The sequence below is a fragment of the Streptosporangium sp. OZ121 genome, assembly GCF_051918885.1.
GTDB lineage: Bacteria > Actinomycetota > Actinomycetes > Streptosporangiales > Streptosporangiaceae > Streptosporangium.
Genome location: NZ_JBPXMC010000016.1, coordinates 189,390 through 204,274, shown reverse-complemented (window position 1 = coordinate 204,274; position 14,885 = coordinate 189,390). Strand labels below are relative to the sequence as shown.

Sequence of the window (14,885 nt, the reverse complement as noted above, 5' to 3'; positions counted from 1 at the left end):
CAACCATGCATCTCATGCGGCGGCAAAGGGTGGAAGTACGTCAGCCAGCGACGCGGCCTGATCGGCGGTCTACCGGGGGCGACCCTGGCTTTCATCCGTGTCCGCGATGACTGCTCGCTCTGTCAGGGACAGAGGGTCAATCCGGCGTCGCTGATGCGGTCCGGCGCATGAATGCCCTACTGCCTACGGGGCGGCTGGTCCTCGGCGATGTCTGTTCGCCGGTGGGGGCGGCGGAATCTCTGCGGGCGGCGTTGGGACAGTGTGGGATCGATGCCGACGTCAACGACGGTTACGGGCTGGCCGTGGTGTCGGTCTGGGCGGGATTGACGGTCTGGTCCGATGGCCTGACCTTCTGGTGGAGTACGGGGCGCTTGGACGCTAGGCGCGGACGGGTGCTGTACGCCTGGCATGCGGCGGAAGAACCTGACCGGGCCGCGCGGCGAGTGGCGTTCCGCTACACCGATCTTCGGAAGGCTTATCCGCTGCCTGCTGAGAGGCCGGGGGGTCATCGTGCTGACCCTGTCTGATGAGTGCCTCGGAATCAGTCCGCATGTGCTTCTGGTCCAGCGTGATCATGTGCGCCTGGAGTGGCGGAAGCCGAACGGGGCTTTGGGGCGGGCGCAACCGGAGTCCTGGACGTGTGGGTGTCGGGCCACGATCTACGAACTCCGTGTTGGCGCTGGGCAGGGGTTCATCAGGCGGACCGTTCGACGCGATGGTGCCCATGAGATCCATGACAGCCGTCTGTGGAGGATCACTGAAGCTCGGGCCGTCTGGTCGGCGTTGCTGGCTGGGCGGGCTCGGTAGACGAGTGTGGTGGTGCGGTGACTGGTTGCGGAGGGCGCCGGAGGTCTCGCACCGCCACACTCCTCACCTGCGAGGGTGCTCGCTTTTCAAGTCGGGAGTTCGCATCTATGCTGACGATAAGTCGAGTAGTTGGGTTGTTAATATGTCCGTTTCCGGCGAGGAATACGCGCCTCCGAAGTACGCCCAGATCGTTGCGCAGATCCGAAACAAGATCGCGGACGGTACCTATCCGCCCGGTTCTCTGCTGCCCTCCGAGACGCAGCTGATCCGGGAGTTCGCGGTCAGTCGTCCTACCGTGGTGCGGGCGCTCCAGGTGTTGCAGCTGCGGGGCTTCATCGACCGGGAGCATGGCAAGGGCTCGTATGTGAAGATGGCGCCTCCCCTGGCTGAGGAGGACTTCTCCCGGCCTGGCCGTGCCGTGCTGGACCGTGCGGAAGCCAACCAGGGCGCTGCGGTACTGGAGGCGGGATCGCGTCCGGCCCCGGCGAACATCGCGGCGACGTTGGCTCTGCCCACCGGGGCACCGGTCATGATGCGCCGGGTCCTGTTGAGCGACGGTGACCAGCCGTGCGAGTTGGTCACCTTCTGGTGTCCGATCGAGCTGGCCGAAGGAACCGATCTTGGCAAGGCGCTGCCGTTGACGGCGGGCATTCGCCAGCACGTCCAGGCGGTCAAGGGCCTGCGGCTGGATCACGTCATCGAACGTCTGGCGGCTCGCCACCCTACGGCTGATGAGATCAAGCTGTTGGGGCTGGGCAAGACGGCGGCGGTCATGGGGGTGACGGCTCGGGTGTTCGCTGGGAACCGTCAGGTCATGGTCATCGAGGTCGCCCTACCGGGGACGCTTCACGAGCTGGAAGACACCTACTCTCTGTAGTGTGACGTAGGACACATATCTGTACGGAAACTCGTCTTGTCGAGTATCCGTTCATCAGTTAGCTTCAACTCGACAGTACGAGTTAGCGACAGAGCAACTAGACAACAGGAGAACACATCATGGCCATCCAAGGCCCCATCCCCGTCAGCTTCGACCAGGTCTTCCCGCACGGCTGCTACGTGGTCGGCGAGGTCGAGCAGGTCAAGGACTTCACCGCCTCCACCGGCGGACGCACCGTCTACGCCAAGGACAAGAACACCGGCGAACTCGTCTGGCAGGTCGCCGTCATGGACGCAGACCCCACCCTCAAGGCCACCCAGAAGACGGTGGCCGTCAAGATCTTGTCCCCGGTTCAGCCGGTTCCCCCGCCCCCGCTGCCCAACATGCCGTTCGTCCCGGTCGAGTTCGACGGCATGACCGCCACCGCCTACGTCGCCGAGAAGACCGGCCGCCTGGCCTGGTCCCTGCGCGCCAGGGCGATGCGCGCTCCCCGATCCGCTGCGGCCTCGACCAAGCAGAGCGCTGCGGCCTGACATGAAAGCGGGGCCGCTGGAACTGGCATTCCGGCGGCCCCTCGGTTCTCCCTCTCACGCGAACTCAAGGAAGAGGCTCCAGCCTAATGTTCAAAAAACTGCCCGGTGACGAGGCACGCACCCTCGTCACGACGACCCCTGACACCGCCGTGGTGTTTCGCCCGGCCGTGGTCCGCACCCCGGCCATCTTCACCATCACGATCTTCCTGTGGCGTCTCCTGGTCGGGGTGATCCGGCTCGTCTGGCGTCACCCAGTCATCGTGACCCTGCTCGCCGTTCCCACCGCGCTCGGCCTCCTGTACGGCTGGAAATTCGCCGCCGTTCCGCTCGCCGTGCTCGTTCTGAACCTGACCCTGTGGGCGCTGCTGGATCGAGCCTCGTTCCTGCGCTGGGTCGGCTGGCGACTGCTGGCCTGGTGGCGCTTGGTGTGGATCTACCGCCGTCACTGGCAACCAGTGATGATCATCTCCGGCTTAGGTCGTCACCTCCAGGGCCGTGACTACCTGCCCCACCTCGTCCGCGTCCGCTGCACCTCCTGGGCCGACGTGGTCACGGTGAAGATGATCAGCGGCCAGTCGGTCAAGGACTGGTCCGACCGCATCGACCACCTCGCCCACGGTTTCGGCTCCTCCTCCTGCCGGGTGGCCATCGTGCGGGCCGGTCGTCTGCAACTGACCTTTCCTCGACGTGACCCGCTCGCCGTCCCTCTGCCGGCGGTTCCCCTCCCGGCGACTGCCTCGGTGGGACCGGTCGAGATCGGTAAGCGTGAGGACGGCTGCCCCTACCTGCTCAAGGTCCACGGCACACACGTCCTGATCGCGGGAGCTACCGGCGCGGGGAAGGGCTCGTTCCTGTGGTCGGCCATCCGTGGTCTCCTCCCGGCCGTTCAGGCAGGCATCGCTGAGGTGTGGGCACTGGACCCCAAGCGGATGGAACTGTCCTACGGACGCGAGATCTTCGAAGACCGCTACGCCGCCGATCCAGCCGCCTGCGCCGATCTCCTGGAAGCAGCCGTGAAGATCATGCAGGAGCGGGCCGATCGCTACGCCGGACTCCAGCGCTCCCACACCCCCACCCTCGATGACCCCTTCGTCCTGGTGCTCGTCGACGAGGTGGCGTTCCTGACCGCCTACCAATCCGACAAGGGCCTCAAGCTCCGCATCTCCGCCGCGCTGGCGACGCTCACCACCCAAGGCCGTGCGGTCGGGTTCGGCGTGATGGCGGCACTTCAGGACCCGCGCAAGGAGGTCATGAACATCCGCAACCTGTTCCCCGACAAGATCGCGCTCCGTCTCGATGAGTCGGAACAGGTGGACATGGTCCTCGGCGACGGCGCACGCGACCGGGGAGCGCTGGCCGATCACATCTCCCCGATCCCCGAGCAGGGGGCGGGCGTCGCCTATGTCCGCTTGGAGACTTCACCCGATCCGATCCGGGTGCGCGCGGCCTACGTCTCCGATGCCGACATCAGAGACATGGCGGCGCTGATGACCGGTGACACGCTGCCGATCGAGATGGAGGGGGCGGCCTGATGCGCATCATCCTGCACGGCACTCCCGCCCAGATCGCGGGCCTTCCCTTCCGGCGGCTGCGCACCGTCGACGGCTGCGACCTCGCCGAGGTGACGGTGATCGTTGATCTCGGCTCCGCGCGGCTGCGCAAACACCCCTACCGCGACGCCTACCGGATCTGCACCGATCTCGTCGACCCGAAGGGGGCCATGTGACCGACACCCTCGCCATCCCCTCGACCGACACCCCGCCGAACGGCGCTGATCGCACCCTTCCCCGCCTGGTGCGTGACACCCTGCCCGTCGCCCTGGACGTGGCCATCGAGGTCGCCAAGCTCAACGGCGTCTGCATCCGCCCGATCGAGATGCGGCGCCTGGACACCCACACCGGCCAGAGCGAACCCTTCGACATCCCCTGCGGCACCACGCAGGAAGCCAAGTGCCCGCCGTGCGCCAAACGCAACCAGCAGCTGCGCCGGGCGCAGTGCCGGGAAGGCTGGCACCTCGACCACGAACCCGTCGCCGAACCGCACCCCTCCACCGATGATCAGAAATGGCTGATCGAGTTCCGGGCCGACGTGGAAGCCAAGCGCGACGAGGCCGAGAGGAACGGCGAAGAGGTCGCCGACTGGGACGAGGCCATCGCGGGCATCGACGCCGAAATCAACGCCGCTGGAATGCGCGGCAACGTCCTGGGCGGGCGCGCTGCTCCCAAGCGCTCCCGCTCGACGAGGCGTCGCCAGGATGCTCCGGACCTGCCCAAGCGGGCCAAACAAGACACCACCCTCGGCCGCACGTTCATCGCCCCTGATGGCAGGGTGTACCGGCCCTCGCTGTTCCTCACCCTCACCCTGCCCTCCTACGGCAAGATCCGCTCCGGGCTGGGCGTGCCGGTCGACCCGAGCACCTACGACTACGCGGCAGCTGCTCGCGATGCGCTGCACTTCTCCAAGCTCGTCGACCGCTTCGTGCAGAACCTCCGCCGGGTGGCCGGCTATGACGTGCAGTACTTCGCCACCGTCGAACCTCAGAAACGGCTCGCCCCGCACCTGCACATGGCAATCCGCGGGACCATGCCCCGCGCGGAGATCAAGGCCATCGCCGCCGCGACCTACCACCAGGTGTGGTGGCCATCGGTCAGTGAAGTCCGCTTCGACGGGGACCACCTGCCCATCTGGGCGCCACGGGCTGACCTGGGCGACGGCGCCACCTACCCGGACGGCCAAAGCGGCGACTACCTCGACCCCGCCACCGGGGAACTGCTACCCACGTGGGACGAGGCACTCGACCAGCTCGACCAGGACGACGAGGCCAAACCGCTGCACGTGGTCCGCTTCGGTGCCCAGGTCGATGTTCAGGGCCTCGTCGCCGGATCACCGGACGCTCACAAGCGCATCGGCTACCTCACCAAGTACCTGACCAAGAGCCTGGGCGACCCCCTTGACCCCGACGACCCCGCCACCGAGAACCCCGCACGCCGTGACCACGCCACTCGGATGGTTGAGGCGCTGCGCTACGAACCCTGCTCGGCCACCTGCCCGAACTGGCTGCGCTACGGCGTGCAGCCCAAGGGCGCCAAGGCGGGCATGCTGCCGGGCCGGTGCAAGGGCAAGGCGCACAAGGCCGAACACCTCGGCTACGCGGGCCGTCGCGTGCTGGTCTCGCGTAAGTGGTCGAACAAGACCCTGCGCGAACACAAGGCCGACCGCCGGGCCTGGGTCCTCGACATGCTCGGCCTGCCCGACGACACCGTGACCGACTCCCACCGCTACGTCTGGCGGCCGGTCTCCTCCAAAGATCCCACCCGGACCCCGCTGGCCAAACGGCTGCTGCGCGGGGTCGCCGATCGCCATCGCACCAAAGCACGCCTGACTGAACTCCAGGCCAGAGCGGACGGCCTCCCTGTTCCAGCTCTTTCGGCAACTCCGGCCCTGGGGGTGGCGGCATGACGAGAAAGACCAGACAAGAGCCCGTCTCGCTCCTCCCAGAGCTGGCGCAGGGCCGGTTGCTCACCGTCGAAGAGGCCGCCGAACGGCTCAACACCTCGATCCGCTTCCCCCGGCGCCTGATCGAAGAACGACGGATCGCCTTCATTCACATCGGGCGCAACGTCCGCATCCCCGAAGCGGCGCTAGAGGCATTCATCGCTGCCGGGCTGGTCGAGCCGATCACCACCACACGTCGTAGGAGGGCCGCGTAATGGCCAGGACAACACCGGCTACTTCTGACGAGGAACCTCGACGTTCGCGCAAGAGGAAGCCTTCCAAGAGGCGCTTCGGACGCGTTCGGCAACTGCCCTCCGGCCGGTTCCAGGTTCGTTACACCGGTCCGGATGGGGTGGACCGCCCTGCACCGGAGACCTTCACCACCAAGACCGACGCTGAGGTCTGGCTGACCAGAAAAGAAGCGGAGATCCTCGATGACGAGTGGATCGATCCTGACGCAGGAAAGATCACGCTAGGGGAGTACGGGCGGGCTTGGATCGACGAGCGGCCGAATCTCCGCCTGCGTACGGTCGAGCTGTACGGCTATCTCCTCCGCGCCCACCTCGCCCCCACCTTCGGCGAGAAGGCACTGAGCGAGATCAAGGACCCGCACGTCCGGCGGTGGCGGAAGAAGCTGCTCGACGCGGGGGCCAGTGAGGTCACCGTGGCGAAGGCGTACCGGCTCCTGAAGGCGATTCTCACCACGGCCGTGGATGACCAGCTCATCAAGCGGAACCCCTGCCGGATCAAGGGCGCCGGTCAGGAGAAGTCGCCGGAACGGCCGATGCTCACGGTGGCCCAGGTCTACGAGCTCGCCGACACCATCGAGCCGCGTTATCGGGCGCTGGTGCTACTGGGGACTTTCGGCAGTCTGCGGTGGGGTGAGCTGGCCGGCCTTCAGCGCCGAGACCTCGACCTGGACGCCGGGACCGTGCGCGTGGAACGTCAGTTGATGCAGCTCACCGGCAAGGGTCTCGTCTTCACCGAACCCAAGTCGGCGGCGGGCAAGCGGACGGTGGTGATCCCCGAGTTGATCATCGAGGACCTGCGGGCGCACGTGAAGGACTTCACCCAGGACGGCGACAAGGGGCTGATCTTCGCGGGGCCGGATGACGGGCCGCTCCGGAACACCAATTTCAACCGCCGCGTCTGGGCTCAGGCACTCGTGAACGCGGGCCTTCCGAAGATCCATTTCCACGACCTGCGGCACACCGGCAACACCCTCGCCGCGAACGCCGGGGCGTCGATCCGGGAGCTGATGGAGCGCATGGGCCACTCCAGCACGCGGGCGGCGATGGTCTATCAGCACTCGACCGACGAGCGGCAGCGGGAGGTGGCACGGAAGCTCGACGGCCTCGCCCGTGGGGCACTCGCGAAGGGATCGGGCACGCAACGGGCACGGGAGCGGAAGAAGACCGAATGAAGATCAAAGCCCAGGTTACGGCAACATGCCTGACCTGGGCTTCTGTCTGTCCGAAGGGGAGTGGAGCCTAGGAGATTCGAACTCCTGACATCCTGCTTGCAAAGCAGGCGCTCTGCCAACTGAGCTAAGGCCCCGAGATTCAAGCCGGTGGCCTGGGGAGACACCCTCGCACACGACCTGCTTCAGTCGTACACGGTAGCAACAGGAACCGCTCCTACGCCACTTGGATCCGCGCGGCGGGGCGGGCTTCAGTGGACGGCGGCGACGACGGGGGGTGCGACCGGCGTGACACCGAGGAGGAGTTCGGGGAGGTCCGCGACAGAGTCGAGAAGGTGGGTGGCTCCGCCGTTGAGGAGACGCTCCCTGCTGTGGACGCCGGTCAGGATGCCGGCCACCACCGAGGCGCCCGCACGGCGGCCGCAGAGCATGTCGTTCTCGGAGTCACCGGCGACCGCGACCTGGCGGACGTCCTCGACGCCGAGGCGCATGACCGCGGTGAGGACCATGTTGGGCAGGGGGCGACCATGTCCGGCGTCTTCGGGGCACAGGGCGAGATCGATCTTTTCAGACCAGCTCAGGGTGCTCAGCACGCGGCTGAGCGTGGTGCGGCTGAAGCCGGTGGTGAGGCAGACCTTGATGTCGGCACCGCGGAGCTTGTCGAGTGCCTCGACGACCCCGGGCAGCGGGACCAGGCCCGCGCGTGCGATGGCGCCCTCGTAGGAGCGCTCGAAGGTCAGATTGGCCGCCTGGGCCTGGGCCTCGTTGTCCGGGAAGATGCCCCGAAAGACATCGATCGTGGAACATCCCCGGGACCGGTGCACGTGCACCATGGCGCGAGCGTACGCACCGGTCCCGGGCACGATGCCCTGCGTGGCGATCGCCTCGGCGAACGCCCGCTCGACCATGGCGACATCGCCGATCGTGGTGCCTGCCAGATCCAGGCAGACAAGCCTGATGGGTGTTATTCCATCTTGGGCAAGGACCATGAAAGCACCCGAATCGGTAGCCGCGTCTGTCAGTTCTCGCTGCCGGTGGCTTCGGTCCACAGGTCAAGCTCGGCGCGGTCGGCCTGCACCTTGCGCCAGACCAGCAGCCCCCCGAGGGCGACGAGCGCCAGAACGAGCAACTTCTTCACGGTGTGACCCCACTTCTTGAGAAGTCTCACCTGCCGGGGTGAGACAACGCCCGGTTCGAACGGTTCCCTGCAGCCTAGCAAGGGATCGGGCCATGATCCGGTCTGCACGACAAGCCACCAGGGCCGATCCACACCAACCGGGTGATTTTCAGTATCATGCCGCACGGCACGCGTTCCGACGATCACAATCCGCCGTGAGTCTTATCGCGAAACCGTCCTGGTTCTCACGATAACCCCCGTGACGCTCCAGCTTTACCCTTCAGGAAGTTCCGGTCCCCGCCCGGCCGGGAATGGTGCCGCCCGCCATGACCACGACCAGCGCATTCGCCGGCTCCGGTTTGATTACGCGGAGCGCGAATGACACAAACCCGCTCGGTATGAAGCTTTTGGAACCTGCCTGCCCTGCCGGGCCTACCGGGCCTACCGGGCCGGGCCGGCCGGGCCGGGAGAGCCTGCAGGCCGGGCCGGTGGAGCCTGCAGGGCCGGTGGAGCCTCAAGGCTCGGAGCGGTCAGGCGCTCTCGACGAGATCGGCATAGTCGGGATGACGGTCGATCCACTCCCGCACGAACCAGCAGAGCGGGACGACCTTCGCGTTCTCCGCGCGGGCCGCGTCCAGTGCCGTACGGACGAGGGCGGACCCCACCCCCCTGCCCTCGTACTCCGGCTGGACCTTGGTGTGCGGGTAGACGATGACCCCGTCACGCCGGATGAGCTCCAGTTTCCCCGCCTGCCTGCCGTCCACCTCCGCCACGTAGGAATCACCGCCGGGGGAGAGCTTGACGTCCGCCTGCATGGAGGTCCTCCTTCGCCAGGCCGCCGTACGGTCGCACGGCGGTTCCTTGGTCAGCCGATCCCGCGCGGCGTTCATTCCCGGCCCCCTACCCGCTCCCGCACCAGGTGTCCCCGCCGGGCGGCGAGCCGGAAACCCCCGCCAGGGAGCGGGCGGTGGAGATCCCGGTCACGAGAAGGTATCCGGTCGGACACGCTGGGTAGTCAACTCTCGAGGCCAGAAAACTCGCAGGTCGTGAACCGTACCGGTAACCGTCCGATTGAAGGATGATGGGAACAGGTGCCCGGCATGGCCGGCACCTCATGGCGATCAGCCGACCCATCTGTGCCGACACAACAGATGTTGACTGACCTTCATGCGCACCCAGAAGGTGATCGCGATGACAGGTGACGTCGACCACGGTTCACTGCGCATTCTCTTCACCGACCGACCCGCCGGTGTGTACTGCGAGGGAGACATCGACCTCTGCACGCGGCGCGTCCTGGTACGGGCGCTCGCCATGGCGGTGGAACGGACCGATGGCGATCTGTACGCCGACCTCCACCGCGTCGGCTTCGTCGACGTCGGCGGCCTGAGAGTGCTGGCGGAGACGGCGTTCGGGATGACGGGCGGCCGGAGGTTGATCGTCGACGGTCTTCGTCCGCACACGCGGCGGATCGTCGAGCTGTGCGGCTGGACAGAGGTGTTCAGCGTGGGTCCGGGCACCGTAACCACAGTGGGATAACGACTGATTGCTCCTCAGTTGTACCGTAAGGGTTCTCTAGAGGAATTCGGGGGGATCGTACGCTGAGAGTAACCAGAACGGCTTTCGGTCCCAAGGGGATCGTGATCGGGTCACCGCCCTCCGGTTCCGGTTCGGGCGCCACGCCCGGCGGCTGCCCCCCGGCCGAGTCCTCCTCCCACCGACTGTCTGCAGAGGTATATCCGTGAGCGCTGCCGTCCGCGTGACCGACGTGTCCGACCCCGCCGTGGAGGAGACGCTTCTTCTGGCCTTGGCCGGCGAACTCGACTACAGCAACGCCGAGCGGTTCTACCACGACCTACAGGAGGCCATCGGCCAGGGCAGGCGCGATCTCGTCATCGACCTGACCGATCTGACCTTCTGCGACTCCACGGGAATCCAGAGCTTCCTGACCACCCGCCAGACCGTCCAGGACCGCGGTGGCAGCATCATCCTGGTCAATCTGCACCCTCGCCTCGAAAGACTCTTCCATCTGACCGGTCTCGCCCAGGCCTTCGGAGTCCAGCCCACCGTGGCCGACGCCCTCAAGGTGCTGCGGCCGAGCCGGCCGTCGTAGCGGATCCCGGACCCCGATCGGCCGTCGCTTCCCGGGATACGACCGAGCGAACATCTGTTGGCTCGGGCGGTCGTAAGTTGGCAATGAGCGGGCAGGTGTCTAGCATCGTGTAACTCGTCAGCAACGCCCTGATTCTGGAGCAAGTCGGCTCGCCCCCCGGTGACTGCCAGACAAGGCGACCTCAAGGGGGTGTCGTGACCGGCGACCACGGCCAGCAGTGGCCGATCGACGAGGATCTCAGCGCTCTGCGGGATCGTCTCCAACATCATGCCATTCGAGCCGGCATGCGGGGCGAACGGCTGGACGACCTCCTTCTCGTCACGAACGAGGCGGTCATCAACATCCTGGAGCACGGCGGGGGCAAGGGAACGCTGGCCATCTGGCAGAACGAGACCTATCTGACCGTCGACGTCACCGACACCCTGGGTCTCCTGAGCCGCTGGCACGTCCCCCGCGAACGCCCCACGGGCACCGTACGAGGGTTCGGCCTGTGGCTGATGAACCAGCTGTGCGACGAGTTCACCATCGAGCGGATGGAGGAGGGATCGCGCGTCCGCCTGCGGATGCGACTCGGCCTTCCGGCGGCCCGGAGCGGGACCGGCGGTTCGGCCGACTCCGCGCAGGACGATCTCGACGACCTCAGCACACCCGGCACACCCGGCACACCTGGCACACCTGGCACGCCCGATCCCGTACGGAACACCCCCGGTCCCGTGCGGAGCACCGCCGATTCCGTACGGGACGACCCCGGCCAGGGCGAGCTGCAGGTTTCGTTCTGAGAGATCCCGGGAAGTCCCGAGGGTTTTGACGGCCCGGCCGTCCCTGATGATCGCCACGCGGTCACTCGAAGCCTCGACCTCGATCACCCGGAGCCTCGGCCTCGGTCATTCGGAGCCTCGGCCTCGGTCAGGCGTGGCCGGAGAGCGGGACCACGCGCCGGCGAGCACCCTCGGCGGGAGTGAGGTCGGCACCCGCGGCGTGGATGAACGTGCGCCTGCGGCGTCCGGCCCCCGGGCCTCATCGCGGCGAGACGTGTCGCGCGTCATCTTTCCGTCACCGACCCTCTCTCTCCGTACACAATCCTTGACCGTCCTCTGGCGCAAGGGCGATGTACCGGCCAAATCTCCGGGTTAGCCTTATTTAGGCAGGTCAGCGCCTTACCAGGTGGTGTCACGGGGGGATGTCTGATGTTCTCCGGAATCGGCCGGGGACATCGTCCCACCCCGGAACCGCACGCCCAGTCCTTCGTATCCGCCGCGTCTCCCGCCCTTTCGAGGGCTTCGGGACCCTTCGAACCCCACAAACGTCCCTGACCGCACGCGGAGCCGCCCGCCGGGACAGACGCCAGGGCCGCCGCCCGCCGGAATCGACCTCGCCGTCCGGTTCTCTCCGTCTCACTCAGCCGTACGAAGGTTCGGAAGGGATGGTCCGTATGAGGGTCGTCGTCGACCTGGCGCGATGCCAGGGATATGCGCAGTGCGCCTTCCTGGCTCCGGACACGTTCCGGATGCGGGGGGAGGAGGCGCTCATGTTCCACTCCAGTCCGGATGAGGCGCAACGGGACCGGGTCCTGCGCGCGGCGGCGGCCTGCCCGGTCCAGGCGATCCTCGTCGACTGGCTGGACGCGACCGTGATCCCGCCCGCGATGACCACCGGAACGGCGACGGCCGCGACAGCGGCGTCCGGCACGGGGACGACGGCCGCGACCGCGACCGGAACGGCGACGGCGTGACCAGCGAGCGGAGCGAGGAGACGTTCAGGCGCGACGGCCGCATCGTCATCGTCGGCGCCTCACTCGCGGGGCTGCGGGCCGCGGAGGCACTCCGTGACGAGGGCTTCACCGGCTCGCTGACCCTCGTCGGGGACGAGGCGTGCGAACCCTATGACCGGCCCCCGCTGTCCAAGCAGGTCCTGACCGGCTGGGTGCCCGCGAACGGCACCGCGCTGCCCCGGCGTCGCGAGATCGGCGCGGAGTGGCTGCTGGGCGTGCCCGCCTCCGCGCTGGACCTCGCGGGCAAGCGGGTGGAGCTCGCGGACGGGCGGGAGATCCCCTTCGACAAGCTGCTGATCGCCACCGGTGTGCGCGCCAGACTTTGGGCCGACGAGGCCGAGGCCGCCCTGGACGGCGTGTTCGTGGTACGCACGTGCGACGACTCCGGCCGCCTGTGGGAGCGGCTGGCCGCCGGACCCGGCCGGGTGCTCGTCATCGGGGCCGGTTTCGCCGGCTCCGAGATCGCCTCCGTGTGCCGCGAGCGCGACATACCGGTGACCGTCGCCGAGGTCGCCGAGGCCCCGCTGGTGGGAGCGCTCGGAAGCATGATCGGCTCGATCGCCGCGAACCTCCAGCGTGCCCACGGCGTCGATCTGCGCTGCGGCGTCAAGGTCACGCGGCTGGAGGGGGACGAGCGGGGGCGGGTACGCCGCGCCCACTTCTCCGACGGCGGCACGGTCGACGCCGACGTGGTGGTGGTCGCGCTCGGCGGAGTGCGCAACACCGAGTGGCTGCGGGACTCGGGGCTGGCCGCCGGCGTCTGGGGCGTGGCCTGCGACTCGGGCTGCCGGGCGTTCGACGTCAACGGCCTGGTCACCGACGACGTCTTCGTCGCCGGGGACGTGGCACGCTGCCCGCACCCGGTCTACGAGTACCGGTTCCTGTCGCTGGAACACTGGGCCAACGCGGTGGAACAGGCCCAGGTCGCGGCCCACAACATGGTCAGTTCCCCGACCGACCGCTGGCCGCACCTGTCCATGCCGGCGTTCTGGTCGATGCAGTTCGGCGTCAACATCAAATCCGTCGGTGTCCCGGTCCTGTCGGACGAGGTCGTCGTGACGCAGGGATCGGTGGAGGAGCACCGGTTCGTCGCCGCGTACGGCTACCGCGGCCGGGTCACCGCGGCGGTCAGCTTCGACAACGCCAAGTGGCTCGATCACTACCGGCATCTGATCGAGACGGCGGCGCCCTTCCCGCCGCCCTGCCCCACACCCGACCAGCCCGCCGACATGAGGCCCGTGCCCGCCCACTTCCCCGACTCGGTGATCATCACCCACGGAGCGACGGTGGTGGTCACCGGCTACGAGCCGAGCGAGCGGCGCGTGGCGTTCGCACGGCCGGGCGGCTGACCGGGTTCGACCGGCCTCGAACGAGCTCCACCCGGCTTCACGGGGCTCGACCTGGATCAACCAGTCTCGACCGGGTTCGATCGGTCTCGACCAGGGACGGTGGAACTCCGGGCGGCCGGAAGCGGCACGACCGAGGAGAAGCGGCCATGACAGTCACCCAGGCGTCCAGCACTTTCCAGCGGATTCTCGACCACTCCAGCCGGGCCGATCCGTACCCGCTCTACGCCGAACTGCGCAGGACCCCGGTGGCCCGGCAGGAGGACGGCGGCTACGTCGTCAGCACCTACCGGGAGATCACCGCGCTGCTGCACGACCCGCACCTCAGTTCCGACGCGCGCAACCTCGACCACCCGGGGCCCGCCCTCGCCATGCGCGGGGACTCACCGGCGTTCATCGGCCTCGACCCGCCGCAGCACGACCGGCTGCGCCGCATGGCGATGCGGCACTTCGGCCCCCCGCACTCGCCCACGCTGGTGGACGACATGCGGCCCGACCTGAAAGCCGTCGTCACGCGCCTGATCGACAACCTGGTGAGCAAGGACGAGATCGACATCGTCGACGACTTCGCCTACCCCTTCCCTGTCACCGTGATCTGCCACCTGCTCGGCGTGCCCCGCGAGGACGAGCCGCGGTTCCACGGGTGGGTCGAGGCGATCGTCGCCATGCTCGACGTCGACCCCGCGCCAGACCCCGCGCCGGACTCCGCGCCGGACTCCGAGGAGCGCACGCGGGAGGGCGTACGGGCCCGCGAGAGCCTCAGGGCGTACCTCGCCGAGCTTTTGGAGAGCCGCCGCGGCCGGCCCGCGGGTGACGACCTGCTGTCCCGGCTGGCCAACGACGACGGACCCGACGGGCGCATGACGGACGAGGAGATCGTCAGCACCGCCAACCTGCTGCTCATCGCGGGCCACGAGACGACCGTCAACCTGATCACCAACGGCGTGCTGACGCTGCTGCGCCACCCCGGCGTGCTGGAGCGCCTGCGCCGCGAACCGGAAATGATCATCCGGACGGTCGAGGAACTGCTGCGCTACGAGCCTCCGGTGCAGCTCATCCCCTGGCGGGCCGCGTACAGCGACCTCACCGTCGCGGACACCGTCATCCCGAAGGGCTCGCGGATCACGCTCGTGCTCGCCTCCGGCAACCGTGACCCCGCCTACTTCCGCGACCCCGACCGGTTCGACCCCGACCGGCGGGACAACCAGCACCTCGGCTTCGGTGCCGGCGTCCACCTGTGCTTCGGCGCCCCCCTGGCCCGGCTGGAGGCGCAGATCGCGCTGAACGAGCTCTTCCGCAACCTGGAGAGTCCCCGGCTCGTCGCCGACCCGCCCCCGTACCGGCAGAGCGCGGTCCTGCGCGGGCCGCGCCACCTCCTCGTCAGGCAGGAGTGACGGTACGGCCCCGGG

General features: G+C 67.9%; 16 protein-coding genes and 1 tRNA gene. 13 read left to right on the top strand and 4 right to left on the bottom strand.

Annotated features, from left to right (window positions below; all coding sequences use genetic code 11):
• Window positions 1–949: 949 nt before the first annotated feature.
• The 7 genes from ACTOQ1_RS26545 to ACTOQ1_RS26515 all read left to right on the top strand — a co-directional run bounded on the left by ACTOQ1_RS26545 (window position 950) and on the right by ACTOQ1_RS26515 (window position 7,135).
• On the top strand, window positions 950–1,684 hold the full coding sequence (locus ACTOQ1_RS26545; RefSeq protein WP_440070715.1) for a GntR family transcriptional regulator: 735 nt from the start codon (window positions 950–952) through the stop codon (window positions 1,682–1,684).
• A gap of 119 nt (window positions 1,685–1,803) precedes the next feature.
• Window positions 1,804–2,217 (top strand): plasmid replication, integration and excision activator, encoded by a 414-nt coding sequence (locus ACTOQ1_RS26540; RefSeq protein WP_440070714.1) that lies wholly within the window; start codon window positions 1,804–1,806, stop codon window positions 2,215–2,217.
• 86 nt (window positions 2,218–2,303) lie between these two features.
• Window positions 2,304–3,749, top strand: a complete 1,446-nt coding sequence (locus tag ACTOQ1_RS26535; protein WP_440070713.1) for an FtsK/SpoIIIE domain-containing protein — start codon at window positions 2,304–2,306, stop codon at window positions 3,747–3,749.
• Complete coding sequence (locus ACTOQ1_RS26530; protein WP_440070712.1) at window positions 3,749–3,943, top strand: hypothetical protein; 195 nt, start codon at window positions 3,749–3,751, stop codon at window positions 3,941–3,943. The genes ACTOQ1_RS26535 and ACTOQ1_RS26530 overlap by 1 nt, the downstream gene beginning before the upstream one ends.
• Entirely contained in the window at window positions 3,940–5,676 is a 1,737-nt protein-coding gene (locus ACTOQ1_RS26525; protein WP_440070711.1) for a replication initiator, read from the top strand. The genes ACTOQ1_RS26530 and ACTOQ1_RS26525 overlap by 4 nt, the downstream gene beginning before the upstream one ends.
• Window positions 5,673–5,927: an excisionase family DNA-binding protein gene (locus ACTOQ1_RS26520; protein ID WP_440070710.1), complete on the top strand. Its 255-nt coding sequence runs from the start codon at window positions 5,673–5,675 to the stop codon at window positions 5,925–5,927. Before ACTOQ1_RS26525 ends, ACTOQ1_RS26520 begins: the two co-directional genes overlap by 4 nt.
• A gap of 137 nt (window positions 5,928–6,064) precedes the next feature.
• Entirely contained in the window at window positions 6,065–7,135 is a 1,071-nt protein-coding gene (locus ACTOQ1_RS26515) for a tyrosine-type recombinase/integrase (protein WP_440070709.1), read from the top strand.
• A 61-nt stretch (window positions 7,136–7,196) separates the two neighbouring features.
• Here the strand turns inward: ACTOQ1_RS26515 and ACTOQ1_RS26510 are convergent.
• From ACTOQ1_RS26510 to ACTOQ1_RS26495, 4 genes are all read right to left on the bottom strand, one after another.
• Window positions 7,197–7,269, bottom strand: a tRNA-Ala gene (locus ACTOQ1_RS26510).
• Window positions 7,270–7,383: 114 nt separating this feature from the next.
• Window positions 7,384–8,121, bottom strand: coding sequence for an HAD family hydrolase (locus ACTOQ1_RS26505; protein ID WP_440070708.1), 738 nt, complete (start codon window positions 8,119–8,121; stop codon window positions 7,384–7,386).
• A gap of 29 nt (window positions 8,122–8,150) precedes the next feature.
• Window positions 8,151–8,270 (bottom strand): DLW-39 family protein, encoded by a 120-nt coding sequence (locus tag ACTOQ1_RS26500; protein ID WP_211264163.1) that lies wholly within the window; start codon window positions 8,268–8,270, stop codon window positions 8,151–8,153.
• A gap of 509 nt (window positions 8,271–8,779) precedes the next feature.
• Window positions 8,780–9,139, bottom strand: a complete 360-nt coding sequence (locus ACTOQ1_RS26495) for a GNAT family N-acetyltransferase (protein WP_440070707.1) — start codon at window positions 9,137–9,139, stop codon at window positions 8,780–8,782.
• Window positions 9,140–9,416: 277 nt separating this feature from the next.
• Here ACTOQ1_RS26495 and ACTOQ1_RS26490 point away from each other — a divergent pair, with 277 nt between their 5' ends.
• From ACTOQ1_RS26490 to ACTOQ1_RS26465, 6 genes are all read left to right on the top strand, one after another.
• On the top strand, window positions 9,417–9,785 hold the full coding sequence (locus ACTOQ1_RS26490; protein WP_440070706.1) for an STAS domain-containing protein: 369 nt from the start codon (window positions 9,417–9,419) through the stop codon (window positions 9,783–9,785).
• 202 nt (window positions 9,786–9,987) lie between these two features.
• Window positions 9,988–10,359 carry an STAS domain-containing protein gene (locus tag ACTOQ1_RS26485; protein WP_440070705.1) on the top strand — a complete coding sequence of 124 codons (372 nt, stop codon included), beginning with the start codon at window positions 9,988–9,990 and terminating at the stop codon, window positions 10,357–10,359.
• Between the two features lie 194 nt (window positions 10,360–10,553).
• Window positions 10,554–11,138: an ATP-binding protein gene (locus ACTOQ1_RS26480; RefSeq protein WP_440070704.1), complete on the top strand. Its 585-nt coding sequence runs from the start codon at window positions 10,554–10,556 to the stop codon at window positions 11,136–11,138.
• A gap of 653 nt (window positions 11,139–11,791) precedes the next feature.
• The gene (locus ACTOQ1_RS26475; RefSeq protein WP_440070703.1) at window positions 11,792–12,091 is read left to right on the top strand and encodes a ferredoxin; all 300 of its coding nucleotides are present in this window, start codon (window positions 11,792–11,794) and stop codon (window positions 12,089–12,091) included.
• Window positions 12,088–13,479 (top strand): NAD(P)/FAD-dependent oxidoreductase, encoded by a 1,392-nt coding sequence (locus ACTOQ1_RS26470; RefSeq protein WP_440070702.1) that lies wholly within the window; start codon window positions 12,088–12,090, stop codon window positions 13,477–13,479. The genes ACTOQ1_RS26475 and ACTOQ1_RS26470 overlap by 4 nt, the downstream gene beginning before the upstream one ends.
• A 146-nt stretch (window positions 13,480–13,625) precedes the next feature.
• A complete protein-coding gene (locus tag ACTOQ1_RS26465) occupies window positions 13,626–14,870 on the top strand; it encodes a cytochrome P450 (protein ID WP_440070701.1) in 1,245 nt (414 codons plus the stop codon).
• The last annotated feature ends 15 nt before the right edge of the window (window positions 14,871–14,885 follow it).

Coding starts and splice junctions, on each gene's coding strand:
- ACTOQ1_RS26465 (WP_440070701.1), top strand. CDS start 13,626: ATGACAGTCACCCAGGCGTCCAGCACTTTCCAGCGGATTCTCGACCAC.
- ACTOQ1_RS26475 (WP_440070703.1), top strand. CDS start 11,792: ATGAGGGTCGTCGTCGACCTGGCGCGATGCCAGGGATATGCGCAGTGC.
- ACTOQ1_RS26545 (WP_440070715.1), top strand. CDS start 950: ATGTCCGTTTCCGGCGAGGAATACGCGCCTCCGAAGTACGCCCAGATC.
- ACTOQ1_RS26490 (WP_440070706.1), top strand. CDS start 9,417: ATGCGCACCCAGAAGGTGATCGCGATGACAGGTGACGTCGACCACGGT.
- ACTOQ1_RS26530 (WP_440070712.1), top strand. CDS start 3,749: ATGCGCATCATCCTGCACGGCACTCCCGCCCAGATCGCGGGCCTTCCC.
- ACTOQ1_RS26540 (WP_440070714.1), top strand. CDS start 1,804: ATGGCCATCCAAGGCCCCATCCCCGTCAGCTTCGACCAGGTCTTCCCG.
- ACTOQ1_RS26495 (WP_440070707.1), bottom strand. CDS start 9,139: ATGAACGCCGCGCGGGATCGGCTGACCAAGGAACCGCCGTGCGACCGT.
- ACTOQ1_RS26535 (WP_440070713.1), top strand. CDS start 2,304: ATGTTCAAAAAACTGCCCGGTGACGAGGCACGCACCCTCGTCACGACG.
- ACTOQ1_RS26505 (WP_440070708.1), bottom strand. CDS start 8,121: ATGGTCCTTGCCCAAGATGGAATAACACCCATCAGGCTTGTCTGCCTG.
- ACTOQ1_RS26520 (WP_440070710.1), top strand. CDS start 5,673: ATGACGAGAAAGACCAGACAAGAGCCCGTCTCGCTCCTCCCAGAGCTG.